The 26,317-nt window shown below is 48.2% G+C and carries 24 protein-coding genes; 15 read left to right on the plus strand and 9 right to left on the minus strand.

All coding sequences use genetic code 11. The features are described 5' to 3' along the window. Positions 1-44 precede the first annotated feature (44 nt). Both gshA and ACQ5ES_RS00540 read left to right on the plus strand, forming a co-directional pair. On the plus strand, positions 45-1,658 hold the full coding sequence (gene gshA / locus ACQ5ES_RS00535) for a glutamate--cysteine ligase (protein WP_445014012.1): 1,614 nt from the start codon (positions 45-47) through the stop codon (positions 1,656-1,658). Further along, positions 1,655-2,275 carry a transglycosylase SLT domain-containing protein gene (locus ACQ5ES_RS00540; protein WP_445014013.1) on the plus strand — a complete coding sequence of 207 codons (621 nt, stop codon included), beginning with the start codon at positions 1,655-1,657 and terminating at the stop codon, positions 2,273-2,275. Before gshA ends, ACQ5ES_RS00540 begins: the two co-directional genes overlap by 4 nt. Before the next feature lie 14 nt (positions 2,276-2,289). On the opposite strand, the gene ACQ5ES_RS00545 is transcribed toward ACQ5ES_RS00540, so the two are convergent. After that, on the minus strand, positions 2,290-3,591 hold the full coding sequence (locus ACQ5ES_RS00545; protein WP_445014014.1) for an HlyC/CorC family transporter: 1,302 nt from the start codon (positions 3,589-3,591) through the stop codon (positions 2,290-2,292). 94 nt (positions 3,592-3,685) lie between these two features. Continuing rightward, the gene (locus ACQ5ES_RS00550; protein ID WP_445014015.1) at positions 3,686-4,474 is read right to left on the minus strand and encodes a cytochrome C assembly family protein; all 789 of its coding nucleotides are present in this window, start codon (positions 4,472-4,474) and stop codon (positions 3,686-3,688) included. A gap of 157 nt (positions 4,475-4,631) precedes the next feature. Between ACQ5ES_RS00550 and ffh the strand changes: the two genes are divergently transcribed. The 6 genes from ffh to tyrA all read left to right on the plus strand — a co-directional run bounded on the left by ffh (position 4,632) and on the right by tyrA (position 9,324). After that, a complete protein-coding gene (gene ffh / locus ACQ5ES_RS00555; RefSeq protein ID WP_445014016.1) occupies positions 4,632-6,005 on the plus strand; it encodes a signal recognition particle protein in 1,374 nt (457 codons plus the stop codon). A gap of 106 nt (positions 6,006-6,111) precedes the next feature. After that, the gene (rpsP, locus tag ACQ5ES_RS00560) at positions 6,112-6,360 is read left to right on the plus strand and encodes a 30S ribosomal protein S16 (RefSeq protein WP_126762578.1); all 249 of its coding nucleotides are present in this window, start codon (positions 6,112-6,114) and stop codon (positions 6,358-6,360) included. 21 nt (positions 6,361-6,381) lie between these two features. Further along, positions 6,382-6,912, plus strand: coding sequence for a ribosome maturation factor RimM (gene rimM, locus ACQ5ES_RS00565; protein ID WP_445014017.1), 531 nt, complete (start codon positions 6,382-6,384; stop codon positions 6,910-6,912). Next, a complete protein-coding gene (gene trmD / locus ACQ5ES_RS00570; RefSeq protein ID WP_445014018.1) occupies positions 6,912-7,682 on the plus strand; it encodes a tRNA (guanosine(37)-N1)-methyltransferase TrmD in 771 nt (256 codons plus the stop codon). Before rimM ends, trmD begins: the two co-directional genes overlap by 1 nt. 20 nt (positions 7,683-7,702) lie before the next feature. Next, the gene (gene rplS, locus ACQ5ES_RS00575) at positions 7,703-8,062 is read left to right on the plus strand and encodes a 50S ribosomal protein L19 (RefSeq protein WP_445014019.1); all 360 of its coding nucleotides are present in this window, start codon (positions 7,703-7,705) and stop codon (positions 8,060-8,062) included. Positions 8,063-8,166: 104 nt separating this feature from the next. Continuing rightward, the gene (tyrA, locus tag ACQ5ES_RS00580) at positions 8,167-9,324 is read left to right on the plus strand and encodes a bifunctional chorismate mutase/prephenate dehydrogenase (RefSeq protein WP_445014020.1); all 1,158 of its coding nucleotides are present in this window, start codon (positions 8,167-8,169) and stop codon (positions 9,322-9,324) included. Here the strand turns inward: tyrA and ACQ5ES_RS00585 are convergent. Continuing rightward, complete coding sequence (locus ACQ5ES_RS00585; RefSeq protein ID WP_445014021.1) at positions 9,271-9,654, minus strand: response regulator; 384 nt, start codon at positions 9,652-9,654, stop codon at positions 9,271-9,273. The genes tyrA and ACQ5ES_RS00585 overlap by 54 nt on opposite strands. A 277-nt stretch (positions 9,655-9,931) precedes the next feature. Between ACQ5ES_RS00585 and ACQ5ES_RS00590 the strand changes: the two genes are divergently transcribed. From ACQ5ES_RS00590 to ACQ5ES_RS00605, 4 genes are all read left to right on the plus strand, one after another. Continuing rightward, positions 9,932-13,027: an amidohydrolase family protein gene (locus tag ACQ5ES_RS00590; RefSeq protein WP_445014022.1), complete on the plus strand. Its 3,096-nt coding sequence runs from the start codon at positions 9,932-9,934 to the stop codon at positions 13,025-13,027. Positions 13,028-13,029: 2 nt separating this feature from the next. Further along, positions 13,030-14,313, plus strand: a complete 1,284-nt coding sequence (locus ACQ5ES_RS00595; protein WP_445014023.1) for an amidohydrolase family protein — start codon at positions 13,030-13,032, stop codon at positions 14,311-14,313. Between the two features lie 150 nt (positions 14,314-14,463). Beyond that, positions 14,464-14,769, plus strand: coding sequence for an STAS domain-containing protein (locus ACQ5ES_RS00600; RefSeq protein ID WP_445014024.1), 306 nt, complete (start codon positions 14,464-14,466; stop codon positions 14,767-14,769). A gap of 25 nt (positions 14,770-14,794) precedes the next feature. Continuing rightward, entirely contained in the window at positions 14,795-16,438 is a 1,644-nt protein-coding gene (locus ACQ5ES_RS00605; protein WP_445014025.1) for an ATP-binding SpoIIE family protein phosphatase, read from the plus strand. Here the strand turns inward: ACQ5ES_RS00605 and ACQ5ES_RS00610 are convergent. Continuing rightward, positions 16,424-16,759 carry a translation initiation factor gene (locus ACQ5ES_RS00610; protein ID WP_445014026.1) on the minus strand — a complete coding sequence of 112 codons (336 nt, stop codon included), beginning with the start codon at positions 16,757-16,759 and terminating at the stop codon, positions 16,424-16,426. The genes ACQ5ES_RS00605 and ACQ5ES_RS00610 overlap by 15 nt on opposite strands. A gap of 81 nt (positions 16,760-16,840) precedes the next feature. Between ACQ5ES_RS00610 and cysB the strand changes: the two genes are divergently transcribed. Beyond that, positions 16,841-17,815, plus strand: a complete 975-nt coding sequence (cysB, locus tag ACQ5ES_RS00615; protein ID WP_445014027.1) for an HTH-type transcriptional regulator CysB — start codon at positions 16,841-16,843, stop codon at positions 17,813-17,815. Between the two features lie 5 nt (positions 17,816-17,820). On the opposite strand, the gene ACQ5ES_RS00620 is transcribed toward cysB, so the two are convergent. Genes ACQ5ES_RS00620 through pabB form a run of 3 tightly spaced genes read right to left on the minus strand, consistent with a single transcriptional unit; the run spans position 17,821 to position 21,132 of the window. Further along, positions 17,821-19,194 carry an L-serine ammonia-lyase gene (locus tag ACQ5ES_RS00620; RefSeq protein ID WP_445014028.1) on the minus strand — a complete coding sequence of 458 codons (1,374 nt, stop codon included), beginning with the start codon at positions 19,192-19,194 and terminating at the stop codon, positions 17,821-17,823. A gap of 19 nt (positions 19,195-19,213) precedes the next feature. Then, complete coding sequence (locus ACQ5ES_RS00625; RefSeq protein ID WP_445014029.1) at positions 19,214-19,807, minus strand: CoA pyrophosphatase; 594 nt, start codon at positions 19,805-19,807, stop codon at positions 19,214-19,216. Then, positions 19,804-21,132 (minus strand): aminodeoxychorismate synthase component I, encoded by a 1,329-nt coding sequence (pabB, locus tag ACQ5ES_RS00630; protein WP_445014030.1) that lies wholly within the window; start codon positions 21,130-21,132, stop codon positions 19,804-19,806. The genes ACQ5ES_RS00625 and pabB overlap by 4 nt, the downstream gene beginning before the upstream one ends. A gap of 117 nt (positions 21,133-21,249) precedes the next feature. On the opposite strand from pabB, the gene ACQ5ES_RS00635 reads away from it, so the two are divergent. Then, positions 21,250-22,761, plus strand: a complete 1,512-nt coding sequence (locus ACQ5ES_RS00635; RefSeq protein WP_445014031.1) for a fumarate hydratase — start codon at positions 21,250-21,252, stop codon at positions 22,759-22,761. Beyond that, positions 22,754-24,133, plus strand: coding sequence for a DNA recombination protein RmuC (rmuC, locus tag ACQ5ES_RS00640; RefSeq protein ID WP_445014032.1), 1,380 nt, complete (start codon positions 22,754-22,756; stop codon positions 24,131-24,133). The genes ACQ5ES_RS00635 and rmuC overlap by 8 nt, the downstream gene beginning before the upstream one ends. Here rmuC and rimO read toward each other — a convergent pair. Both rimO and ACQ5ES_RS00650 read right to left on the minus strand, forming a co-directional pair. Next, entirely contained in the window at positions 24,130-25,485 is a 1,356-nt protein-coding gene (gene rimO / locus ACQ5ES_RS00645; protein ID WP_445014033.1) for a 30S ribosomal protein S12 methylthiotransferase RimO, read from the minus strand. The genes rmuC and rimO overlap by 4 nt on opposite strands. A gap of 10 nt (positions 25,486-25,495) precedes the next feature. Then, positions 25,496-26,311, minus strand: coding sequence for a S1/P1 nuclease (locus ACQ5ES_RS00650; protein ID WP_445014034.1), 816 nt, complete (start codon positions 26,309-26,311; stop codon positions 25,496-25,498). Positions 26,312-26,317: the final 6 nt, after the last annotated feature.

Genomic DNA, 26,317 nt, shown 5'->3' on the forward strand with positions numbered 1-26,317 from the left:
CTTTGCATCATCTAATGCAGAAGTAGTAACAGGCAGGAACCAGTTTGCAGAAATCTCTGTTGAATACACTTGAGCACTTTAAAACGCTACCGAACCAGGCCGAGTTGTGCCGCTTCCAACGAGGTATTGAGCGTGAGTGTCTGCGCATCACTGCAACGGGTAAGTTGGCGCCGACAACGCATCCTATTGCGCTGGGTAAAACCTTAACGCATCCGCACATTACCACTGATTATGCTGAGATGTTGTTGGAGTTTATTACCCCAGTGGCGACCGATATTCAGGTCACACTTGATCAGTTAACCGATATTCACAGCTACACTTATCGCTATTTAGATGATGAGTTGATGTGGCCATTAAGCATGCCGTGTTTTGTGGGTGATGCCAGTGATATTCACATCGCGCGTTACGGCGCATCCCATAGTGGAAGGATGAAAAATCTTTATCGACAAGGATTAACCTACCGCTACGGTGGCGGTATGCAGATCATATCTGGTGTGCACTTTAACTTTTCAATTCCGCAGGCCATGTGGCAAGCACTTGCCGAGCAGGATGGTGAAGCGTTAACAGCCGAATATATTTCGGCTCGTTACTTTGGTCTAATTCGCAACTACAAAAGACTTTGTTGGGTGATCCCCTATCTATTTGGTGCATCCCCAGCCATTTGCCAGTCGTTTTTAGAACACACCGATGGTGCGATGGAGTTGAAGAAGCTGGGGAAAGGAACCGTCTATCGCGAGTTTGGTACTGCTCTGCGTATGAGCGACTTGGGCTACACTAATAAAGAGCAAGCTGACCTGCAAATTACCTATAATTCATTAGCGGATTATGTGTCACATTTACGTCGAGCAATAACCACGCCGTCACAGCGTTTTGCGAAAATAGGGGTAAAAGAGGTTGGCGAAAATGGTCAAGCAGATTATCGTCAATTGAACGCCAACATTTTGCAGATTGAAAATGAATTTTATTCCCCCATCCGGCCCAAACGTGTCACCAAAGGCAGTGAAACGCCGACTCAGGCACTTGAGCGAGGCGGCGTTGAGTACATCGAAGTTCGCGCGTTAGATGTAAATCCATTTAGTCCTATCGGCATTACCGAAGCTCAAATCCGCATGCTTGATCTGCTGTTGTTACAGTGTTTGTTGAGTGCCAGTCCCGAGTTAAGTTGGGAACAACAACAGATGACCGAGCGGAATTTCACCAAGGTTGTGCTTGATGGTCGTGATCCGCGCTTGAGTTTGAATGACCAAGGGTATGATCGACCGGTGGCGGATTGGTTGGAAGAGCTCTTTGCCGATCTACATGATATCGCCAAATTTCTCGATGCCGATGGTGAAGCTCACTATCAGCAAACCGTCGCAGAGCACTATCAAATGGTATTAAATCCTGAGTTGACACTTTCTGGACAAATGCTGCGGATCTTGCGCGATGAAAACTTGGATAACAGTCATCTGGGATTGCGTTTAGCAAAGCAATACAAAACTATGCTAGACCAACCGTTGCACTATTTTTCTGAAGCTGACTTTGCGCAATGGCGCGCCGCTTCGATTGCTGAGCAGGAGGCGCGGGAACAGGATGACGCAGGGACTTCATTCGATGACTACTTAGCCACCTATTTCGAGCAGGCGCGCTGTACCGCAGCGGAATGTGCTAAATCATGAGTATAAAGTTAAAGGCTGTGTTTTCCGGTTGTTTGCTTGTAACTGTAGTCGGGTGTGCATCGGCACCGCCCAAGCAGCCAGAGAACTTGTGCGAGATTTTTTATGAGAAACGTGATTGGTACGATGCCGCTGCAGCGATGCATGAGCAGTGGGGCGTGCCCATCCAGATTCCAATGGCGATGATGTATCAGGAAAGTTCTTTCAAGCACGATGCGGTGCCGCCACGCGACTACTTGCTGTGGATTATCCCATGGGGCCGGGTGAGCAGTGCTTACGGCTACTCGCAAGCGAAAACACTGACCTGGGATGACTATGAACGGGAAACTGGGAACAGTTGGGCGTCGCGGGATTCATTCGCCGATGCGATCGATTTCATGGGTTGGTTTATCGATAAAAGTCATCGTATTAATGGTGTCTCTAAATGGGACGCGTATGGTCTGTATTTAAATTATCACGAAGGCTGGGGCGGTTATCAGCGGCAGACGTACCGGTCTAAGGCTTGGTTGATGCGCACTGCGGAGCGCGTGAAACAACGCGCTGCTACCTACGGTGCGCAGTTGCGCAGTTGTGAGGACGATCTTAAGCGCGGTTGGTTCTGGCGCATGCTTTTTGGTTAACCCATTGTGCGCATTCAGCTAAATAAATTCTGTTGCTCGAGATGCCGTGACTCGTAGGGCAGAAAACGAATTTGTTTCACCATACTTTCGCTACTTTCTAAAATTTCCAAGGCATACCCGTCGATACGCATACACAATGGATGTTGCGGAATATCACCAAGCAACTCAACAATCAGGCCACTGACTGTTTTCGGTCCGTCAGTGGGTAATTCCCAATTTAATTCTTTATTGAGCTCGCGAATGTTTGCGGTACCCTCAACAATAATTGAGCCGTCTTCTTGAGGGCTTACCGACTCACTCGGGGTCGGCGTGATGTTAGTGGTAAAGTCACCGACAATCTCTTCTAAAATATCTTCCAGTGTCACTAAACCTTGAATATCGCCGTATTCATCAACGACTAGACCAATCCGCTCTTTGTTGTGCTGAAACTTCAGTAGTTGCACATTAAGCGGGGTGCCCTCTGGAATATAGTAGATCTCGCGGGCAGCACGGATAAGCTCAGATTTATCGGCATCACCGGTGGTTTTAGTAACGATTTGCATAATGTCACGAGCGTGCAAGAAACCAATCGCATCGTCAATTTCGCTGCGGTACAACAGTAAGCGTGTGTATTGAGCTTGCGACAGCTGTTTGATGATTAGCTTGATGTCGTCCTGTACGTCAATACCGCTGATTTCTGCGCGCGGTATCATGACGTCTTCGACCGTCACTTTCTCGAGGTCGAGAATGCTGAGTAGCATGTCTTGGTGACTGCTGGGGATCATAGACTGCGCTTCGTTAACCACAGTACGTAATTCTTCAGAACTCAGCGCATCCTGACCTAACGTGGTGTTAGGATTAAACCCTAGTAAGCGCATGAAACCATTAGTGATGAAGTTTATCGAGGCAACGAAAGGATACATTAAGGTAAGTAACGGCTTCAAAATCACCGAACTTGGGAACGCCACGCGCTCTGGGTGCAATGCTGCAATGGTTTTTGGCGTCACCTCAGCAAAAATAAGTACCAATAAAGTCAGTCCAAAGGTTGCAACAACGATACCAGCATCACCAAACCAGCGAATACAGATGACCGTTGCGATTGCCGACGCAGCAATATTGACCAGGTTGTTGCCGATTAAAATAAGGCCGATGAGGCGATCTGGACGATCCAGCAAATATTGGACTCGCTTGGCTCCAGCATGATCTTGTTGTGACAGGTGGCGCAAGCGGTAACGGTTGACCGACATCATGCCAGTTTCCGAACCTGAAAAATACGCCGAGAGAAACAGTAATAGGCCCAATATCATTAACAGGGTCGATGTGGCTATTTCGTCCAAGAAGGTTACCTATATTTAATACGTGAATGCCTAATTTAATGAGCTTGGCAGACAAGTCAAGTTTGGCAAGGGAGTTTTCTTGCCTTATCCGTAATTAGCTCAGTATTACATCACGGACAAAACGACTACCGAAATAGCCTAAACTAAGAATGATACTAGCAATAACACTAGCAATGACCAGGCTGCGTCCGCGGACATGGCGTATCCCATGCAACACGACCACCGCCAGATAAATGATTGCGGCGATAGAGCTTAATAAGGTTTTGTGCGCTTGCTCTTGGGCGAACATATCATTGAGAAATACGAAGCCGCTACCTATCGCAACAAACAGCAACAGCGTACCGGTACTCAATAGCCGGAAAAAATAACGTTCGACCACCATCAGTGGCGGGAGATAGCCTGCAAGTGTATTCATGCGGTGGTTTTTCAAAAGATAAGTCAGATAGAGCAATTGTACCGCATATAAGGTTGCCAACATGAGAATAGCGTACGCAAGCAAACTCAAAACAATATGAATCACCAGGCCGTGGGTTTCGGTAATGGTTGCCCCCCAACTGGCAGGACTAAGCCACAAAATAACACAGCTCACTGCGGCAAAGAGGTAAATGACCGGACGCAACATTAAGCCGCTGTTACGTTTCACTCGAACCAAGGAAAATAAAGCTAGCAGAAACGCAACCACACTGAGGCTACTGGCGACGTTTAAATGATCAAAGTCGTCGCCGGCAAGATAGCTCCACAGTAAAATACCATGACTAATCACCGCTGCGAGCGCAATTGCCCAAGTCAGTTTTTGCGGCACACCGGCAGTGGCCAATTGGCGCCACATTACGCTAGCACTGGCAATATAAAGCAGTAGAGTAAGAACGAAAAGGCTCAGCATGTTGGTTTCCACAAATTAAGTTTTCTAACTTCCTGAGATTGTTGCTCAAGTATATGCATTGTCACGACGAAACCCAATAGGATTGGGAAACTTTGCTTGAATTACGATATACTCGACACACTATCATTGTCAGCTAGCAGTAGGTGGACAGTATCCCATGTTTGAGAATTTAAGCGACCGCTTGTCGCAGTCATTAAAAAATATCACCGGTCGTGGCCGGCTCACTGATGACAATATAAAAGACACGCTCCGCGAAGTGCGCATGGCCTTGTTAGAGGCGGATGTTGCATTGCCCGTGGTGCGTGAATTTATAAAGCGGGTAAACGAGCGTGCAGTTGGCACGGAAGTTAATAAAAGCCTTACCCCAGGCCAAGTTTTCCTGAAAATTGTACAACAGGAACTTGAGCACGCTATGGGTGAGGGTAATGTGCCGCTGAATCTGGCGACGCAACCGCCAGCAGTTATTTTGCTGGCAGGTTTGCAAGGCGCAGGTAAAACCACCAGTGTTGGCAAACTGGCGCGCTACTTGCGCGAGCGTGAGAAAAAGAAAGTGCTAGTGGTTTCTGCCGATGTTTATCGCCCCGCAGCAATCAAGCAGCTGGAAACTTTGGCACAGGAAGTTGAGGTTGAATTTTTCCCATCGTCTACGGATCAGAAGCCGGTGGCGATCGCAGAAGCAGCGATCAGTTACGCACGGAAAAAATTTATTGATGTGGTGTTAGTCGATACTGCCGGTCGTACGGCGATTGATGAAGCCATGATGACTGAGATTAAAGACTTACATAATGCTATTAAGCCGATCGAAACCTTGTTTGTGGTGGATGCCATGACCGGTCAAGATGCGGCGAATACGGCTAAAGCCTTTAACGAAGCATTACCGTTGACCGGTGTCGTGCTTACCAAAACTGATGGTGATGCGCGTGGCGGTGCCGCGCTGTCGATCCGCCATATCACTGGTAAACCGATTAAATTCTTAGGTGTCGGTGAGAAAAACACCGCACTCGAGCCGTTTCATCCGGAGCGGGTCGCGTCGCGCATACTTGGCATGGGCGATGTGATGTCGCTGATCGATGAACTCGAACAGAACGTCGATCGTACCAAGGCTGAGAAAGTCGCTAAGAAAGTGATGAAGGAAGGTAAGTTTTCCCTGGAAGACTTTCGCGATCAGTTGGCACAGATGCGTGACATGGGCGGCATGATGGGCTTGATGGACAAGATGCCAGGTATGGGTAAGATGACTTCGCAGATGAAAGGTCAGCTCGACGACAAGATGACCATCCGCATGGAAGCAATCATTAGCTCGATGACCCCAAAAGAGAGAGAATTTCCAGACCTTATCAAAGGCTCGCGAAAACGCCGTATCGCCGCTGGTTCTGGCACCCAGGTGCAAGACGTCAACAAATTACTGAAGCAGTTTTTGCAAATGCAAAAAATGATGAAGAAGATGAAAGGTGGCGGCATGGCGAAAATGATGCGTAGTATGGGTGGAATGGGTGGTAAAATGCCACCAGGCATGTTCCCTAAACGCTAGAGAATACTTGCATTCGACAGAAAAATCGGTAGAATTGCCGGGCTCTTCGACCACGGTCGGAGGTTTTTCTATTTACTTAACATTAAAAACTGTATCGAGGAACGTAATGGTAACCATTCGTTTACAACGCGGCGGCGCCAAAAAGCGCCCATTCTACCAAATGGTAGTAACCGACAGTCGCAATGCCCGCGACGGTCGTTTCATTGAAAATGTAGGCTTCTTTAACCCGTTAGCGCGTGGTCAAGAAGAAAAATTGCGTGTTGATTTAGAGCGTGTTGACCACTGGGTTGGTACTGGCGCGACTTTATCTGAGCGTGTAGCAAAGCTTTTAAAAGATGCGCGTAGCGCAGCTTAATCGACGATTTGAAAGGTAACTATGACTCATCCTGCTGAATACGTTGTCGTTGGCCAATTAGGCGCAGTGTACGGGGTAAAAGGTTGGATAAAAGTTCAGAGTTACACGGATGACGTTGAAGCCATATTTGATTATCACCCTTGGCAAATTCGTTTACAGGGTAAAGTGCAAGATGTCACTGTCGATGAATGGCGTCGACATAACAAAGGACTGATTGCCAAATTAGCTGATGTGAACGATCGCGACGCTGCGCACGTGTTAACAGGTGCCGACGTAGTGATTAACACAGAGCAATTACCAGAATTGCCAGAGGATGAGTTTTACTGGCGCGATTTGATTGGTATGACGGTCGTAAACACCGACGGTTATAACATGGGAATCGTTGACCAGTTAATGGCCACAGCAGCAAATGATGTGATGGTGGTTAAAGCGAACAGCAACGATGCATTTGGTCGCTCTGAACGTTTGATTCCGTTTATTCAGAGTCAATACATTCAAGCAGTGGACCAAGAGAATAAACGCATTGTTGTGGACTGGCCGTCGGATTTTTAATGGCTGCAAAACTACAGGTTGGCGTGATTACGCTGTTTCCTGAGATGTTTCAGGCAATTTCCGATAATGGTGTTACGGGTAGAGCAGTTCGTGATGGGTTGTTAGATATAACGTTAACTAATCCGCGCGATTTTACTCATGATAAACATCGCACCGTAGATGACCGCCCGTATGGCGGCGGGCCTGGTATGTTGATGATGGTGCAACCGCTTACTGATGCGATTGCCGCCGCGAAACAACAGCTAGGTGCCAGTACCAAGGTGATCTATTTATCACCTCAGGGACGCAAGCTTGATCATCAAGGCGTGCGCGAGCTCGCTGAAAATGACAAGTTGATCCTAATTGCCGGTCGCTATGAAGGCATTGATGAACGTGTTATTACACGTCACGTTGATGAAGAATGGTCGATTGGAGATTACGTGTTAAGTGGTGGCGAGCTGCCTGCAATGATTTTAATCGACAGTGTAGCGCGCTTGATTCCCGGAGTATTAGGGCATCAAGACTCAGCAATAGAAGATTCTTTTGCTGCTGGATTGCTCGATTGTCCACACTTTACGCGGCCAGAAAATTTAGATGGTGAGGCGGTACCACCGGTATTATTAAGTGGTAACCACGAAAGAATTAGACGCTGGCGTTTGCAGCAGGCTCTTGGTAGAACCTGGTTAAAACGTCCAGAATTATTAAATAACCTAGCTCTGACTGACGAGCAGCAAGCTTTACTTGATGAATTTATTCATCACTATCAAGCTGAGTCTGATGCGGGTAGTTAATCTAGGAAAGAGAGGCTAACATGGCAAAAGTAAGTCACAATTTGATCAAAGCGGTCGAAGACGAACAAATGAAGAATGACCTTCCGGACTACGCGCCGGGTGATACAGTGGTCGTTAATGTTAAGGTTGTTGAAGGTAACCGTCAGCGTGTTCAGGCATTTGAAGGCGTGGTTATCGGCAAGCGTAATCGTGGTTTGCACTCTGCAATGACGGTTCGTAAAGTGTCAAATGGTGAAGGCGTTGAACGTACATTCCAAGTACACAGCCCAATCATCGATAGCATCGTTGTGAAGCGTAAAGGTGCGGTACGTCGTGCTAAGCTTTACTACTTGCGTGAGCGTTCAGGTAAATCTGCACGTATCCGCGAGAAGCTGTCTTAAGCTTTTGCTTAGAAAGCACTCGAAAAAACCCGCCGTTGGCGGGTTTTTTTATATCTAAAATCAGGCACAATGAAATAGACGTGTTTAATTAAGGAGTGTTGGTGATGTCCGATCCATCTACCGAAAACCCAGATGTACGGTTACAGCAATTACGTGAAGCTATTGATGAGACGGACAGTGCGCTGCTGAATTTGTTACAGCAGCGTAAACAGCTGGCTGCTGAAGTTGGTGTGGTAAAGCGCTCATTAGGACAGCCCTTGTATGTGCCTGAGCGGGAAGCCAAACTTCTTGCTGCGCGGCGTGAGGAAGCGGCGGTCGTGGGCTTGTCGCCTGACCTTATTGAAGACGTGCTGCGGCGCGTGATCCGCGAATCCTATCAGCAACAGCAAGCAGCCGATGTTCATTTGCAGTGTAAAACCATTGTGGTGGTCGGTGGCAAGGGCGCCTTAGGCGGTTTATTCGTTGAACGTTTCCGCGAGGCAGGGGCAACGGTTCATTGCTTGGACAAAGATGACTGGGAACAAGCTGAAGACTATTGCCAACAAGCCGATTTGGTTTTAGTAAGTGTGCCGATAGCCGCCACCGAAGCAATTATTAACAGATTACCTAAGTTACCCGAAAATTGTATTTTGGCCGATGTTACCAGTGTTAAAGAGAAACCTTTGCAAGCGATGCTGGACTGCCACGTTGGACCGGTTGTCGGCTTACATCCTATGTTTGGGCCGCAGGTAGCAACCCTTGCGAAACAACTCATAGTTATTACTGAGGGGCGTCAGCCTGACGCGTATCAATGGCTAATAGATACCTTGTCGCGCTGGGGCGCTCAGCTTTACACGACCACCGCGGCGCAGCATGATGAAGCCATGGGGTTTATCCAGGTTATGCGCCACTTATCAACCTTTGTCTATGGTGCTCACCTGGCGGAGGAACACGCGGATTTACAGCAATTACTTGATTTGAGTTCGCCCATTTATCGGCTTGAACTGATGATGGTAGGTAGACTATTTGCGCAAAACGCTGACTTGTATGCTGATATTATCCTTGCGCACCCAGAGAATTTTGCCATGTTACGCCGTTATCTGGCGACTTTTGATGAGTATCTGGCGACTCTGGAACAAGGCGATAAATCGAAGTTTGTTGATAAATTCGCCGAAGTTAGCCTGTATTTCGGCGATTTTTCACAGAAATTTTTAGAAGATAGCCAGCGATTACTTGCCAGTGCTGGCGATGCGCATCAACTCAGTCAGATCGCTGGGCGCTAACGGTTTCTGTAATAAAGTGTTGATACCTGCAGCAGCGCACTCAGCTCGGAAGTTTTCTGGCTTGTGACCCGAAACCATGGCTGTAGTAGGAGTGGCAGCACCAAGCTTTTCATACACTTTGCAGTAGAGCTCAACGCCATTGAAGTCGGGCAGTTGATGATCCAATAGTACCAGATCTGGGCGTTGTTCGACGATTAAGTCGAAAGCCTCCTGGCCGGTTAAAGCCGTTTTTACCCTGGCCTCAGGAAAATGTGCAAGCATTGCTTTCATGACTTCGAGTGAAATAATATCGTCATCGACGATGACTACGTTTACTTGCTTGGTCGTCATGGTTACCTCCGTAATGACTAGGCTTCAACAATAGCAAAATTGGTATAAAAACGATATTAGCGGGCAGAGTCTCGATATGACAAAAGTTTGGGATGGATTTGTACGTGGCTATCACTGGTTGTTGGTACTTGGCGATACTACAACGCTTTACCGACTTATATTAGCTGTCTATCCCTTATTGGATTGCGTTTAACGCGTCGCTACCGTTAATCTAAGCTAGCTTACAAGTAAGTAAAATCAAAATACAACCAAGATCAACCTTATAAAGGGGACGCCGATGATTAGCAGTAACCGCCTCAGCAAGCTGGCGGTTGCGATGTGTGCAGCGCTACCAGCGTTAGTATCAGCATCGCAGACCACCACTGTGCAAGGGTTGCACGACAACTCATCTAGCTACGTCGCATTACAAAATGCGACCATCGTGACCGAGCCAGGAGAGACCATCGAAAACGCAACTTTGGTTATTCGCAACGGCAAAATTGAACGCATCAACGAAAACAATCGCGCACCTGAAGGCGCACGGGTGATTGACCTTTCCGGTCATACGGTCTATCCGGGCTTTATTGATGCCTACAGTAATTACGGCGTTCCTAAGCCAGCCAAAGGTGAGCGTGGCCCGTGGTTCTCTACTCGACCGCAATACAACAACAAACGCGAGGGTGGTAACGCGGCAAACGATGCCATCCATGCCCAAAGCCAATGGGTTGATAGTGCCGCCAGCGACAGTAAAACTGCTGACGATTATATTCAGCAAGGTTTTACTGCGGTACAAAGTGCGCGGCTTGATGGGATTTTTCAAGGTCAGGCGGTAACGCTTTCGTTAGCAGATAAAATTGCTAATAACGTGATTTATGAAGCTCAAGCGCGTCATTTCGGCTCCTTTGACAAAGGCTCCTCGCAGCAGCAGTACCCCAACTCCTTGATGGGCTCTATCGCGTTGATTCGTCAAACCTTGTCTGATGCTAATTGGTATGAGCAGGCCTACGGCAAAGCAGCCTACAATGGTCCGGTGGAGTACAATGCGGCATTAGCTGAACTTGGACCTGTTGAAGAACAAGGCATGGTGTTCGCAGTGACTGACGACAAGTCGTTGTTACGTGCACACAGTGTATTCAGCGAGTTTGATGTGCCAGTAACTTATGTCGGTTCAAATTACGAATATGCGCGACTTGACGCGATTAAAGCGACCAATGCGACGTTGATTTTGCCATTAAACTTCCCTGCAGCGCCGGAAGTTTCCGGTGTTAATGATCATCTCGATGTGGAGTTGGCAGACTTACGTCACTGGGAGCGCGCGCCCGGCAACGCAGCTGCATTGTCTGTAGCAAACGTCGATTTCTCATTTACTTTACATCAATTGAAAAAAGTTGAGGATTTTTGGCCCAACCTACGTAAAGCCGTGCAGCATGGTTTGAGCAAGGACCACGCTTTAGCAGCTCTAACAACTATTCCAGCGCGCATTGCCGGGATCTCTGACAAAGCAGGTAAGATCGCCCCGGGTTATATGGCTGACTTAGTCGTTGCTGAAGGTGACCTATTTACTAAAGGCACGATTAAAGCCGTGTGGTTACAAGGTGAAGAGAAAGAACTTGCAGCGTTACGTAAAGCTGATTTTAACGGCACTATTTCGGCAACGATTGCCAACCAAGGCGTAACCTTGGAGTTGCAGGGTGACGACAAAGTTACTGGCGAGCTGGTCATCGGTGATAGCCGCAGCAAGCTTCGCGCCAGCCGTCGCGACGAGAGTACTCTGTCTTTTGTTGTTGATGCTGAATTAGCTGGTGTGTCAGGCACCTGGCGCATGCAGCTTGAGCAAACTGCAGAGCAAACCTATGCCGGCGTAGCGATAGGACCCGATGGCCGTGAGTTAAACTTCACGGGAACCAGTAAAGCTGGTAGTGAAACGGTTGCGAGTGACGCTGCCACTAGCTCATCTTCAGAGGTGAGTTACGTTAGCCGTTTGACCTATCCAAATGTTGCTTATGGTCTTGATGGATTACCAGAACGCCAGAATCTGCATATCAAAAACGCGACGGTATGGACTGCAGAAGACGACCAGGGCGTGCTTGAGCAAACTGACATGTTAATTCGGGACGGTGAGTTTTACCGTATTGGTGAAGATCTGCGCACGCCATCAGGTTATACCGTAATCGATGCGACGGGCATGCATGTAACGCCAGGTATTATCGACGAGCATTCCCACATTGCTATCGACCGTGGTGTAAACGAAGCATCTGAGGCTATTACTGCTGAAGTTCGGATTGGTGATGTAGTTAATCCTGATGATATTCACGTGTACCGTTCACTGGCTGGTGGTACGACCATGGCGCAGCTACTGCATGGTTCGGCGAACCCCATTGGCGGACAAGCTCAAGTGATTAAACTACGTTGGGGTGCAACAGCGGATCAAATGAAGTTCGATGCAGCACCGCCATCAATTAAGTTCGCTTTGGGTGAAAACGTTAAGCAAAGTCGCTATCCATCGTGGTTAAGCACGCGTTATCCGCAAACACGAATGGGCGTTGAAACGCTTATGCGCGACGGTTTTACTGCTGCACTTGATTATCGTAATCGAGTTCAAGCATACGAAAAACTGAGCCGCAGTGAACGCGCGAAAATTGCACCACCGCGTCCAGATTATCGGTTACAAACATTGTTGGAAATCTTAGATCGCGAGCGATTTGTACACGCACACAGCTATGTACAATCAGAGATCTTGATGTTGCTGCGCTTAGCTGAAGACTTTAATTTTACTCTAACTACATTTACGCACATTCTGGAGGGCTACAAAGTCGCATCAGAAATGGCGAAGCATGGTGCCGGTGGCTCTTCGTTTGCCGATTGGTGGGCGTATAAGTTCGAAGTTTATGATGCGATTCCACAAAACGCCTGCTTGATGTCTGAAAAAGGCGTGTTAACCAGCATTAACTCGGACAGTAACGATTTACAACGCCGGTTAAACACCGAAGCTGCGAAGTCAGTCACCTACTGTGGTATGTCTGAGCATGAAGCATTGCAGATGGTAACTTTAAACCCAGCGAAACAACTTAAAGTTGATGAGTATGTGGGTAGCATTAGTGAAGGAAAGCATGCTGACTTTGTGCTTTGGAATGATCATCCGTTGAGCTCGTATGCGCGGGTTGAACAAACCTGGATCAATGCTCGTAACTTCTTCAACCGTGAGCGTGACCAAGAATTGCGCGCTGAGTTGCAAGAAGAGAAACAAGCGTTAATGCAGAAGGTATTAGCGGATCCAGCAGCCAGTAATGGTGCCGAAAATGGCTACAAGCGTGAGCAACCAAGTTGGCACTGCGACACCGAGCATGACACATGGCTACAAACCTTTACTGCGCATAGCCACGGAGGACACTAACAATGAAAAAATTAATGACAGCAGTTGCTGCTGCAAGCCTTACCTTAAGTGCTGCAGCGCATGACATTGTTCCTGGTGAGCCGCAGCAGCAACCTATTTTGTTGCAAGGTGGAACCATTTACACAGTAACTGACGGTATCAAACAAGATACTGATCTACTTATGGTTGACGGTAAGATAAGTGCCATTGGTAAAGATTTGGCAACGCCCGTGGGGGCGCAAGTTATTGATGTAACGGGTAAACACTTATACCCGGGAGTCATCGCCATGGATACCACTCTAGGTTTGAAGGAAATCGAAGCTGTACGTGCTACCGAAGACGCTGATGAGGCCGGGGCGATCACTCCAGAGGTGAGTGGTCACGTCGCCTATAACCCGGACTCTGAGGTCATTCCAACCATTCGTTATAATGGCATCTCGCATGCCCAAATCGTTCCACAAGGTGATCTGATTACCGGTCGTTCAAGTGTTTTACAACTTGATGGTTGGACTTACGAAGATGCTGCCGAACGCCTTGATGTTGGCGTGCACGTCAATTGGCCACGGGTTGGTATTAACAACTCTTGGTGGGAACGTCGTTCACCCGAAGATCAACGTAAGGCGAATACGGAAGCACGTAAGAATCTTGAGCGAGCGTTTATCCAAGCCAAGGCCTACTATGATGCGAAGCAAGCGGGCGAGTTAAACGGTACGGATTTACGTTGGGAAGCTATGCTCGGCTTGTTCGACGGCAGTAGTACGTTATTCGTGCATGCTGATGACCAACGCCAAATCCAGGAAGCCATGGATCTTACCAAAGAGTTTGGCTTCGACTGGGTGTTGATGGGAGCTCGTGACGCTTGGCGGATGGCTGATGAATTAGCCGCAGCAGACGTGCGGGTAGTTTTCGGTGCGCCATTTGGGTTACCGACACGACATGATGAAGCTTTTGACCAGGCCTTCTCAACACCGGCGGCATTAGCTCAAGCAGGCGTTGACTTTGCGATTAGTTATCCGGGGTATTGGGATGTCCGTAACCTACCATTTGCGGCGGGTAATGCGGTGGCCTATGGTCTCGATAAAGATGCTGCGCTACGTGCTATCACACTCACTCCTGCAAAGTTCATGGGAGTAGCTGACAGTGTAGGTTCACTGGAAGTTGGCAAGCAAGGAACCGTAGTGGTTTCTGCAGGCGACTTAATGGATCCGGTCGGACAAAGGGTTGAGCTATTATTTATTGAAGGGCGACGGGTTGATTTAAACAATCGTCACTTGCAACTCTATAATAAATATAAGCAAAAACCGTAAAGTTACAATGAATCAAAAGCCGGTTCAGTGGAGCCGGCTTTTTTTTATTTATTTATCACGAATTTTGGCCGCTGGCGCTTGTGTTTACTGGTATGTGTTGGCACTATTTACAACTGTCTAATCTAATAATAACAAGTAAGCAGGTGAACAATGTCGATTACTCGTCATGTTTCAAACGATGGCAAAGAGCTAACTATTGCAGTCCACGGGAAATTTGATTTTGGTCTTGTGCATGAATTTCGTCGCGCCTATAGCTCTATTGGAGATGAGAAACCGACTATTTACATTGATCTACGTGAAACCGAATACTTAGATAGTTCCGCGCTTGGTATGCTGTTGAATATGCGTAAGGCTGTCGGTGATAACGTAAACGGTATTCACATCATCAATAGCCGTCCTGAAGTTAAAACGATTCTGGATATTTCGCGCTTCGACAAATTGTTTACCATCGAGTAGCAACGAAATTGCAGAGGCAAAGCTAATGCTTAAGCGGTTTCAGCAAATTGTTATCGACATCTACCATGATGATTCGGATTTCGCTAATTCAGTTGTGGATGAGTTGAAGCAGCTTCGTGTCGCGCGCAGAATTCGCTTAAGAAAAATTACCGATTGGCATCCGAATGCTGATCTTTTACACCCTACGATAGTAATCACTGCTGCGCTAGATGAGCGTTTCTTGCAACCTTTAGAATGCCCGCAACAGTTACTTATCCTGCCGGCCGAAGTGGATACGCAGAAAAGCTTGAAATGGCAGGGCGATGTGTTGCCCTGGCCAACATTGACCGGACTTACGCTGCAAAGAATTCAGTTGATGGCCAATAGTTTCAATACTGTGCGTCAATTACATGCTGTTCGTGAAAGTCTGGTTTGGCACACCCAACGGGTCGAACGCGAACATGAGTTAGTCGCGCACATCTTTCGCAACGCACTTAGCCGCAACTTTACTAATTACGAAAATATTCACATGTTACTGACGCCCGCGTCAAAATTTAATGGTGACCTTTGTCTAATTGCGCCTGGCCCTTTAGGTAGTCTCTACGTTTTGATGGCTGACTTCACCGGTCATGGTTTGGCACCTGCGACAGGAGCTTTACCACTGTCACAGGCTTTTTTCGCGATGGCTGACCGCAGTGTATCGGTGGCAGAAATGGTGGTGGAATTTAATTACCGTCTCAACCGTTTGTTACCAAACGATATGTTTTGTGCATGTTTTTTACTAGAATTATCAGCTAATGGCGAGCGCTTGACTTATTGGAATGGTGGCATGCCCCCAGCTTTGGTGTTTGGTCAAGATGGCGTGGTCAAACATCGACTCAAGGCGCAGCATATGGCGCTTGGAGTGCTAAATGTTGATGATTTTGACAGTCAGGTCGCCACCATTCGTACCCGAAGCACTGACGCGATAGCCTTATTCACCGACGGCGTCATCGAAATGTTGAGTCAGAAACGTGAGTTCCTGGGCATGGAAGCTTTGGAGAAGCTGATTCAAACTTATCCTGGACGAAACGAGTTTCAAACGTTGGTGACAGAGTTAGAAAACTTTCGCGGTACGCAACCGTTGCACGACGATTTATCGTTGGCTATTTTGCAATGCTGTCCGACTGGGTTAGCGTCGCCAGAGCAGGACGAAGAAGTACAGGCGCTGCCTTTCACTTTTCAGACCACCCTAAGTGCAGAAGACTTGCAGCAAATTGATGTGGTAACTGCGGTACTCGGGGTTCTTGGACGCTTACCGGCATTGCATGGTCATCGTACGACCATTTACTTGTTGCTTGCCGAGGTGTTCAATAACGCGCTGGAGCATGGTTTGCTTGGCCTCGATTCGCGGATGAAGAATGATCCGGAAGGCTTTGCTTATTATTATCAGTTGCGAACGGAACGGCTACAAGCACTGCAGTCAGGCAGTATAAGTATTGAGGTACGCTTTGATCAACGTCGTAACTACCTGAATATTACCGTGAGTAATACTGGACAGCCGTGGGAGAGAGGCGAGCAGATTGACATAAGAAATTCGAGCCAGCCTTATGGCCGCGGATTAGATCTTTTGCAACAGTTAGCGGATGACTTACAGTGGAGTGAAGCAGGTCGCAAAGTTTCATTTGGTTATCACTTAACCTCCTGCTAGTTTGACCTTGAATCCTTGTTGCTCCAAAAATGCCTTGCTAGCGTCGCGTTGATCACCTTGTAACTCAATGGTTTGGTCTTTAACACTACCGCCAACACTACATATTTTGCGTAGTTGTTTGGCATAATCAGCTAATAACTTGGGATCTTCCGGTAAGTCTAAAATTACCGTGACGCCTTTACCTTTACGACCTTTGGTTTGCCGCTGGATGCGCACGGGGGTACTCGTATCAATGGCTGTGGCTGTGTTAACCTCATTTTCAGCAGGCCCGCCGGAGGACTCAAAGCCTAGATTTTTTAACTGGTCGGATAAACTTGACACAAAAACCTCTTATTTTGATCTTGGAATAAATACCGATCGTGTTATATATTTTTAGAATAAGTAACCCAATCGGATTTTGCTATGAAATTGCAACAGCTGCGCTATATCGTTGAAGTATTAAATCATAACCTGAATGTTTCAGCGACCGCAGAGAGTTTGTATACCTCTCAACCTGGTATTAGCAAGCAAGTTCGTATGCTTGAAGATGAGCTTGGTATACAGATTTTTGAGCGTAGCGGTAAGCATTTAACCCAAGTGACCTCTGCTGGTAAGGATGTCATTCAGATCGCGCGTTCAATTCTGGCTCAGGTAGACAGTATCAAGGCCGTTGCTAGTGAACATACCCTACCTGACCAAGGCAAGCTTAATGTCGCGACCACGCATACTCAAGCACGCTACGCGTTACCGGCGAAAATCAAACAGTTTATGCAGCGCTACCCGCGCGTGTCTTTGCACATGCATCAAGGCTCACCGGAACACATCAGCGAAGCCGCAGCAAAAGGCAAGGCTGATTTTGCCATTGCTACGGAGGCGCTGCATTTATATCACGATCTAATCATGTTGCCTTGTTACCATTGGAATCGTTCCATCATCGTGCCCAAAGGTCACCCTTTAGCAGCAGTTGACAAGGTATCGATTGAACAGCTCGGGGAACACCCGATAGTGACTTACGTGCATGGTTTCACCGGTCGCTCAGAGCTTGACCGGGCGTTTACCCTTGCTGGGATCCAGCCGAATGTCGTTTTTACCGCGACCGATGCTGATGTGATTAAAACTTATGTTCGTGCGGGGTTGGGCGTTGGCGTTGTCGCGACCATGGCATTCGATTCGGCTAGTGATAAAGGTTTGGTGGCCTTGCCAGCTGAGCATTTGTTTGCGCCGAGCACAACAAAAATAGGCTTCCGCAAAGGGACCTTTTTGCGTGGGTATATGTATGAATTTATCGAAACCTTTGCCCCACATCTGACCAAGCCTGTGGTAGAAGAGGCGATGCAACAGCGTACTCAGGAAGCTGTTGATCGCCTCTTTACAAGTATGGTTCTACCTACGTTGTAACCGAACTAGCACTCAATTATATTGACTGCTAGCCCACCGCGGGCCGTTTCTTTGTATTTGGTTTTCATATCATTGCCGGTATCCCACATGGTTTTAATGACTTTATCGAGCGATACCTTATGGTCACCGCTACCGCGCAGGGCCAGACGGGCAGCATTAATTGCTTTCACCGCGCCCATGGCATTGCGCTCGATGCAAGGTACCTGTACCAGTCCACCGACCGGATCGCAGGTTAAACCTAAGTTATGCTCCATGCCAATTTCTGCAGCATTTTCGACGTTACTGACACTGCCGCCCATAAGTTCTGCAAGCGCACCTGCAGCCATCGAGCAGGCCACCCCAACTTCGCCTTGGCAGCCGACTTCCGCGCCTGATATCGAGGCATTCTTTTTATAAAGGATGCCAATCGCGGCGGAAGTTAATAAAAAGCGTACGACAGTCTCTTCGTCGAGCGCGCCAATGAATTTGTCAGCATATTTCATCACTGCAGGAATAATACCTGCAGCGCCGTTGGTTGGCGCGGTAACGACACGACCACCGGCGGCGTTCTCCTCATTCACCGCTAAGGCAAATAAGTTGACCCAGTCAATGGTCTGCATGGGGTCTGCTGATTTTTCGTTGCGCAGACGTTGATAGAGACCCGGTGCACGGCGGCGTACTTTAAGTCCACCCGGTAAAATGCCTTCGGTTTTGATGCCCGTGTCGATACACGCGTCCATGGTATGCCAAATATGCATTAACCCCTTACGAACTTCGGCTTCACTGCGGAACACTTTTTCATTGGCCAACATCAGTGAACTGATGCGCAATCCATGTTCGCTACATTGGCTAAGCAGATCGGCTGCAGAGTCAAACGGATAGGGAATCGGTTTGCTAGATTGTTCAATTGCTACTTCCAAAGTGTCATCGAAATCAGCATCGCGAACGATAAAGCCACCACCTATGGAGTAATAGAGATCTTGGTAAATGACCTCATCACCCTTCAAAAGACGTAGTTCCATGGCGTTGGCATGCCGCGGTTTGGTCTTCCGGCGGTGAAAAGTAATAGCTCCTTCACGCGGAAATTTGATCTCATGCTGACCCAAAAGCTTGAGTTTTTGGGTCTTATCAATACTGGCGAGGAAGTCGTCAACAGTCGTAGTATCTACGGTCTCCGGTGCTTCACCGGCGAGCCCCAAAATGACCGCTTTACCGGTACCATGACCTTTGCCGGTTTGGCCCAGAGAGCCAAACAGTTCGATCTTAATCGTCGTTGCTTCGGACAGTCCCACTGCTTGTTCAGCGGCGTGCAAAAACTCAGTTGCGGCACGCATTGGACCGACGGTGTGAGAACTTGATGGGCCAATGCCCACTTTGTAAATATCAAAAACACTTATCATAACTAGTATCGTTAACCTATTAGTTTAGAGAACGAAAGAATGCATGACGTTCAGGATACACGTGATCCGCCAATTCTCGCAAAATTCCAGCTGTCGCTCCCCAGATATTTCTATGCTGATATGGAATAAAGTATACTTGATCATACAAAAAACGCTGTAAGCGATAGGCAAAATGCTGTTTTTGGTGCAGTACATATTTGAGTGGTACGGTAAATATTTCTGCTACTTCATGTGGATCAGCGCGTAACGGCTGTTGCGGATCGATAAACGCCACGTAGGGTCGGATGATGAAATCACTGATAACCGGATAGTCCTGCAACTGCCCAACCAGTGTCACCGCACTTGGGTGTAAATCTATTTCTTCATGAGCTTCGCGCAGTGCGGTTGCGTAAAGCGATGTATCATGTGGCTCCTGACGGCCCCCTGGAAAGCTAATCTGACCGGCGTGGTGACGCAGATTCGCAGCACGCAGAGTAAGCACTAACTGTAACTCACCCTCACGTTCCCACAGCGGTATTAATACCGCCGCCGGGCGTAAACGTTTTAACGTTGGTCGTTTACTTTGTCTGGTTGGGTGTAATTGAAATCGATGCAGAAACTGTTCGCGGGTCATGTCGCCTCCGCAGTATGCGTAGTGCTTAAGACTGGTAAAATTTTTGCAACTTTGTCGCGTGTTTCCTGATATTCAGCTGGACCATCAGAATCAACCACCAAGCCACCTCCCGCCCAGCAGTAAATGGTGTCAGCATGGGTGACCAGGGTACGAATGGCAATGTTGGTGTCGGTTTCACCATGTTGAGAAATATAGCCGAGGCTACCGCAGTAAAAGCTGCGTCGCTGCGGTTCTAACTCATCAATGATTGCCATCGCCCGAATCTTTGGTGCACCAGTAATAGAGCCCCCAGGGAAACAGGCCGCAATGAGTTCCAGAGCTTGCTGCGGATGCTCAAGTTGTCCCTCAACGGTGCTGACCAGATGATGCACCGCCGGATAACTTTCAAGTGCAAACAACTGCGGCACATGCACCGACCCTGGTTTACAGACACGACTTAAATCATTTCGTAGTAAGTCGACGATCATCACGTTTTCAGCACGATCTTTGACCGCATGCTGAAGTTCATCAGCGAGCGCTTGGTCGGTTTCTGCATCAGCAGCTCGAGGGCGGGTTCCTTTGATAGGTTTCGTCTGCACTTTGCCGTGGGCGTCGACGTGCAAGAAACGTTCGGGAGAATGGCTTAAGATGGCCCCGTTGGTTAAGCGCATAAAGCCCGAGAAGGGTGCTCGGTTGATTATGCGAAGACGCTGGTACGCACCCCAAGGGTCTCCTGAAAAAGGTGCTGAGAATCGTTGTGCGAGGTTGATCTGATAACAATCGCCGGCGTGCAGGTACTCTTGTACCCGTGAAAACTTATGCAGGTAATCAGCAGTGGTCATATTGCTCTGCCAGGCAGCTGTGAGTTTAAATTCACGCGTCGGCGCCGGTAAGCTGCCCTTGGTTTGCCAAAATATGCGTAAAACTTCGAGCTGGTCTTGTGGAGCGACTAACCAAGTGGTGTCGGTTTTTCGGCAGCGAATCAGCGCTTGGGTGTATAAACCCACAGCGATCTCAGGTAGTTCGATGTCTCGCTTCGCCTGAGCGGGCAGACGTTCGAGTGCTCGACCGGCATCGTAACTCCATGCGCCTGCCAGGCCACCCTGAAAAGGTACTCCGTCTGGCCCTTTATAGCTGGGTAACTGAGCTAATAACTGTTGCAGCTGTGCGGGCCAGTTTGCAGTGCTGGTAATGGTCTGCTCAGGTTGACGAAAGATAAAATCATAATCACTTCCAGGATGATCGCAGCTATCGAGCAATAATGCCCAGGGTTCGTTAGCGATAGCTGTAAAAAGCTCAGCAAAATCTACTTTTAGGTCAATAACAACTGCTGTAATCGACACCATCAATCTACTCCAGAACGATTTACAATTAGCTTAACATAAGCCATGTGAAAACTGGTCAGCGTGCAACGAAAACGCTATGATAACGGCCAATTGTAACCCGAGGAAGTAGAGGTAGTCATGGCCACCATTCGGCAAGCGGATTTCATCGAGAGCATCGCAGACGCGCTGCAATATATTTCGTATTACCATCCCCTGGATTTTGTCCAAGCCTTAGAAAAGGCTTATCACAAAGAAGAAAGTGAAGCGGCGAAAAACGCGATTGCGCAGGTATTAACGAATTCTCGCATGGCCGCGCAAGGGCATCGGCCCATTTGTCAGGACACAGGCATCGTCACCTGTTTTGTGAAAGTAGGTATGGCCGTGCAATGGGATAAGACGGACATGACGGTGCAGCAAATGGTGGATGAGGGTACCCGTCAGGCTTACACCAACCCAGAAAATCCACTGCGTGCATCGATCGTGGCGGACCCAGCTGGCCAGCGCAAGAATACTGGGGACAATACTCCGGCAGTGGTACACATCGATATGGTCGCCGGTGATAAAGTTGAGGTGATGATCGCAGCCAAAGGTGGCGGTTCGGAAAATAAATCAAAAATGGTGATGCTCAACCCGAGCGATTCGATTGCTGATTGGGTGGTGGAAACTATGCCGAAACTCGGTGCTGGATGGTGTCCGCCTGGAATGATCGGACTCGGTATCGGTGGTACTGCAGAAAAGTCGGCGGTATTAGCCAAAGAGGCGTTGATGGATCCGGTAGATATTCAGGAGTTACTTGAGCGTGGGCCAGAAAGTGCTGAAGAAGAATTGCGCTTAGAAATTTATGATCGGGTGAATAAACTCGGTATTGGCGCGCAGGGACTTGGCGGCGTGACCACAGTTATGGACGTGAAAATTAAAACCGCGGCGACTCATGCGGCATCAAAGCCAGTCACCTTGATTCCAAATTGCGCGGCAACACGTCACGCACACTTTACTCTGGATGGTTCTGGTGTAGCCGATCTGCAGCCGCCAAAGCTGGAAGATTGGCCTGATATTACCTTTGAGCTTGGCGACGATGCGCGGCGGGTCAATTTAGATGAAATCACTCAGGCAGATATCGAAACTTGGAAAACCGGCGAAACGGTGTTGTTATCTGGCAAAATGCTAACCGGCCGTGATGCCGCGCACAAACGTATTAAAGATATGCTCGATAATGGTGAAGAGTTGCCCGTCGATTTTACTAATAAATTTATTTACTACGTCGGACCTGTGGATCCAGTAGGCGACGAAGTTGTAGGACCAGCAGGGCCTACCACCGCGACACGCATGGATAAATTCACTGACCTAATGCTAGACAAAACCGGTATTCTTGGCATGATCGGTAAAGCAGAACGAGGGCCGGAAACGGTCGAAAGTATTAAACAACACAAAGCGGTTTACCTGATGGCTGTCGGGGGTGCTGCGTACTTGGTAGCGAAAGCCATTAAGAAAGCGAAAGTCGTGGCTTTTGAGGATTTAGGAATGGAAGCTATCTATGAGTTTGATGTAGAAGATATGCCAGTTACCGTAGCAGTCGACAGCAGCGGTGAAAATGCCCACGAAACTGGGCCGGCAATTTGGCGGGTGAAGTTGGAAAATGCTAATGCTTAATTTACTGCTGTGGCAATGGCTCGCTGCCGGTGCTGGCGCACTGGTAGTGGGGGGGCTGTTGGGCTGGGCATCGCAGCGGCCGAAGTTAGCGCGACTCAGGCAAGAAATGGCGCATCAAACAACTGTCGCACAACAGCGGGAACAGCAGCTTGAGCACGATGCTGAACGCACTGAACAGCGTAACCAACAGCAGTTGCAGCAAACCCAGTTGCGGCACGAGCAGCTCGAACAACAGTTGCAACAAGCACAACAGCAGCGCAGCCAGTTACAAGCTGATTTGGCTGCGTCGCAAAGCAAACTTGAGAGTACGCTGAAGCACGCTGAAGAAAAACAAAAACTGTTGGAAGCCAGCGAAGAACGCATGAAAAAAGAATTCGAGCGTTTGGCTCAGCAGATTTTTGAACAAAAATCGGAGCGTTTACAGCAGCACAGTAAGACTACGCTGGAGACCACTCTGGCGCCGTTTAAACAGCAACTTGAAGCCTTCAAAAAACAGGTCGAGTCGCAATACACTGAGGAGCTAAAACAGCGCGCCTCGTTGACGCAGCAGATCACCTCGTTGCAAGACTTAAACAAACAAATGGCAACGGAAGCGGAAGCTCTGACGAAAGCCTTAAAAGGTGACACTAAGACGCAAGGAAACTGGGGCGAGGTGGTACTAGAGCGTATTCTTAATCAATCAGGACTGCGCGAAGGTAATGAATACGAAACCCAAAGTCACCATCGTGATGAAGATGGCAAATCGTTCAAACCTGATGTTGTAGTTCATTTGCCAAACGATAAAGATGTGGTGATCGATTCTAAAGTTTCACTGGTTGCTTATGAGCGCTATTTCAATAGTGACGAAGACCACGCCCGTGAGGCCGCATTAAACGAGCATGTTAATTCGTTGCGTGCGCACATCAAAGGCTTAGGCAAGAAAAACTATCAGCAACTTGAAAGTGTTCGTACGCTTGATTATGTACTGATGTTTATACCAATTGAGCCGGCATTTTTGCTAGCAGTGGATCGCGATCCTGAGCTTATCCGATTAGCCTTGGATAATAATATTATGTTGGTGAGCCCGACCAATCTGTTAGTTGCTTTACGTACCGTGAATAACATCTGGCAGTACGAGTATCAAAACCGCAACGCGCAACAAATTGCCACCGATGCAGGCAAGCTTTACGATAAGTTTGTTGGCTTCATCGAAGACATGCAAAAGATTGGTAATAGCCTTGAGTCCGCGCGGCGAAACTACGATGGCGCGATGAATAAGTTGTCCACTGGCCGCGGTAACTTAATTGGCCGGGTCGAGAAGTTTAAAGATATGGGTGTACAGACGTCGAAGAAGCTGGATAACAAGTTGCTCGATGATGATAGCGAGTCTTAACTCGCTATCGTACCCCACAGGTCATATTCATCTGCGTGTTCGATACGTACTTCAACCTTGTCACCCGGTTTGACGTTATACTCGCCGTTGAGAAAGACCAGACCATCAATTTCCGGGGCGTCTGCGTAACTGCGGCCAATGGCGCCTTCGTCGTCGACTTCATCAATCAACACTTGTAGGGTACGGCCGATTTTTTGCTGCAAACGTGCAGCACTAATCTCTTGTTGCACTTGCATGAAGCGCGCATAACGCTCCTGCTTGATTTCGTCTGGCACCGGATCAGGTAAATCATTAGCTCTTGCACCTTCCACGTCGGAATAGGTAAAGCAACCTACACGATCAAGTTGGGCGTCGCGCAAAAACTGCAATAGCTCTGCAAACTCCTCTTCTGTTTCGCCCGGAAAGCCAACAATGAATGTACTACGAATGGTCAAATCAGGACAGATCTTGCGCCAGTTCTGAATACGCTCTAAGGTGCGATCGGCGGAGCCAGGGCGTTTCATCAACCGTAAAATACGTTTGTTGGCGTGTTGCAACGGAATGTCTAAATATGGCAGCAGCTTACCTTCAGCCATCAATGGAATCACATCATCGACTGACGGATAAGGGTAGACGTAATGCAAACGCACCCAAATATCTAGTTTACCTAATGCTTCGCACAATTCTAACATGCGAGTTTTCACCGGTTGGCCATCCCAGAATCCGGTTTTATGTTTTACATCGACACCATAGGCACTGGTGTCCTGAGAAATCACCAATAGCTCTTTGACGCCGGCGTTGGCCAGCCGCTGCGCCTCCGCCAGAACATCACCTACAGGACGACTGACGAGATCACCACGCATGGAGGGAATGATGCAGAAGGTACATCTATGATTGCAGCCCTCGGAAATTTTTAAATAAGCAAAATGCCGTGGCGTCAGCTTAACACCTGTTTCTGGTACCAAGTTTTCAAAGGGTATCGATTCGGGCTTTGGCACGTGCGTATGCACATGGCCCATAACTTCTTCGTAGGCATGTGGACCGGTAATGGCTAGTACATTGGGATGAACTTCACGTATGTCGTCGTCCTTGGCCCCTAAACAGCCGGTTACGATGACTTTACCGTTCTCATTTAGTGCTTCACCGATGGCATCAAGAGATTCTTGCACCGCACTATCGATAAAACCACAGGTGTTGACAATAACCATGTCCGCATTGTTATAGGTGTTGACGATGTCATAGCCTTCGGTGCGGAGCTGCGTGAGAATACGTTCAGAGTCGACCAGATTTTTGGGACAGCCCAAGCTGACGAAACCGATCTTGGGCTGAGTTGCTGTGGTTGGTGTTACGGGAGTAAAAGTTTCGACACTCATATCAACCTTGTTATTTCGCAAATACGTGGTTTAAGTAGGCCGCGATGCGCACGCCACCTTGCTGTAAACGCTGTTTCATTGTTGGGCTGTAATTGTATACGTAGTCCCAACTTAAGTAAGGTTCGTCAGTTTTCGGGTAAACGACGTCACGTAACTTCGAGCTTTCACTGATCCAGGTGTAGGGATCTGGTGTGGCCCATGACTGCGCTTGTGCGCTTGATATTTTGCGCTGAAGCCAGTTTGAAAATTCACTGTAGGACAACTGTTGATGATCAACAAGTCCAGAATCCCAGACTCGGTGTAAGTTGCTTTGTTCGCCAAAAAATACGACGTTGACGTCATTGCCGCCGCGATCGTTTAACGCTGCTGAACCGACGTGCAAGGGTTGATGTAAGTCACCAATAATATGCACGATAAAGCGCAACGCGAGCTGCTTTTCTTCACGGCTTGCGTTGGGGTTTTGCAGGGTTGCCGTAAAGTCAGTGAGCGCGCTCATTGCATCACCTTGTGGCGGGCGATCTTCAGCGTGATATTCGTGCGGGTGATGCAGTGTGACGTAGTGAAAAGGCCCAGCTGTTTCTTGCCAAAACACATTTGGGTTAGAGCGCATTTCATCGGCATAGGTTGAAGCCTCCGCCAATGACTCTGGGCCAAGTAATGATTGGATTGCCGCGCGTGCTTCATCGGTCAAATAAGACTCGGCAATCTTCCCGGTTATACGATGCCCGGTTTTACCCCAGGCGTGCGCATCAGAGGCAAAAAAGGAGCCTGCGCAGGCAAGGGTTAAAGCCGCGACAGTCGCTAAAGATGAAGAGAATACATTCATTGTAAT

The sequence above is a fragment of the Pseudidiomarina xizangensis genome, assembly GCF_052541995.1.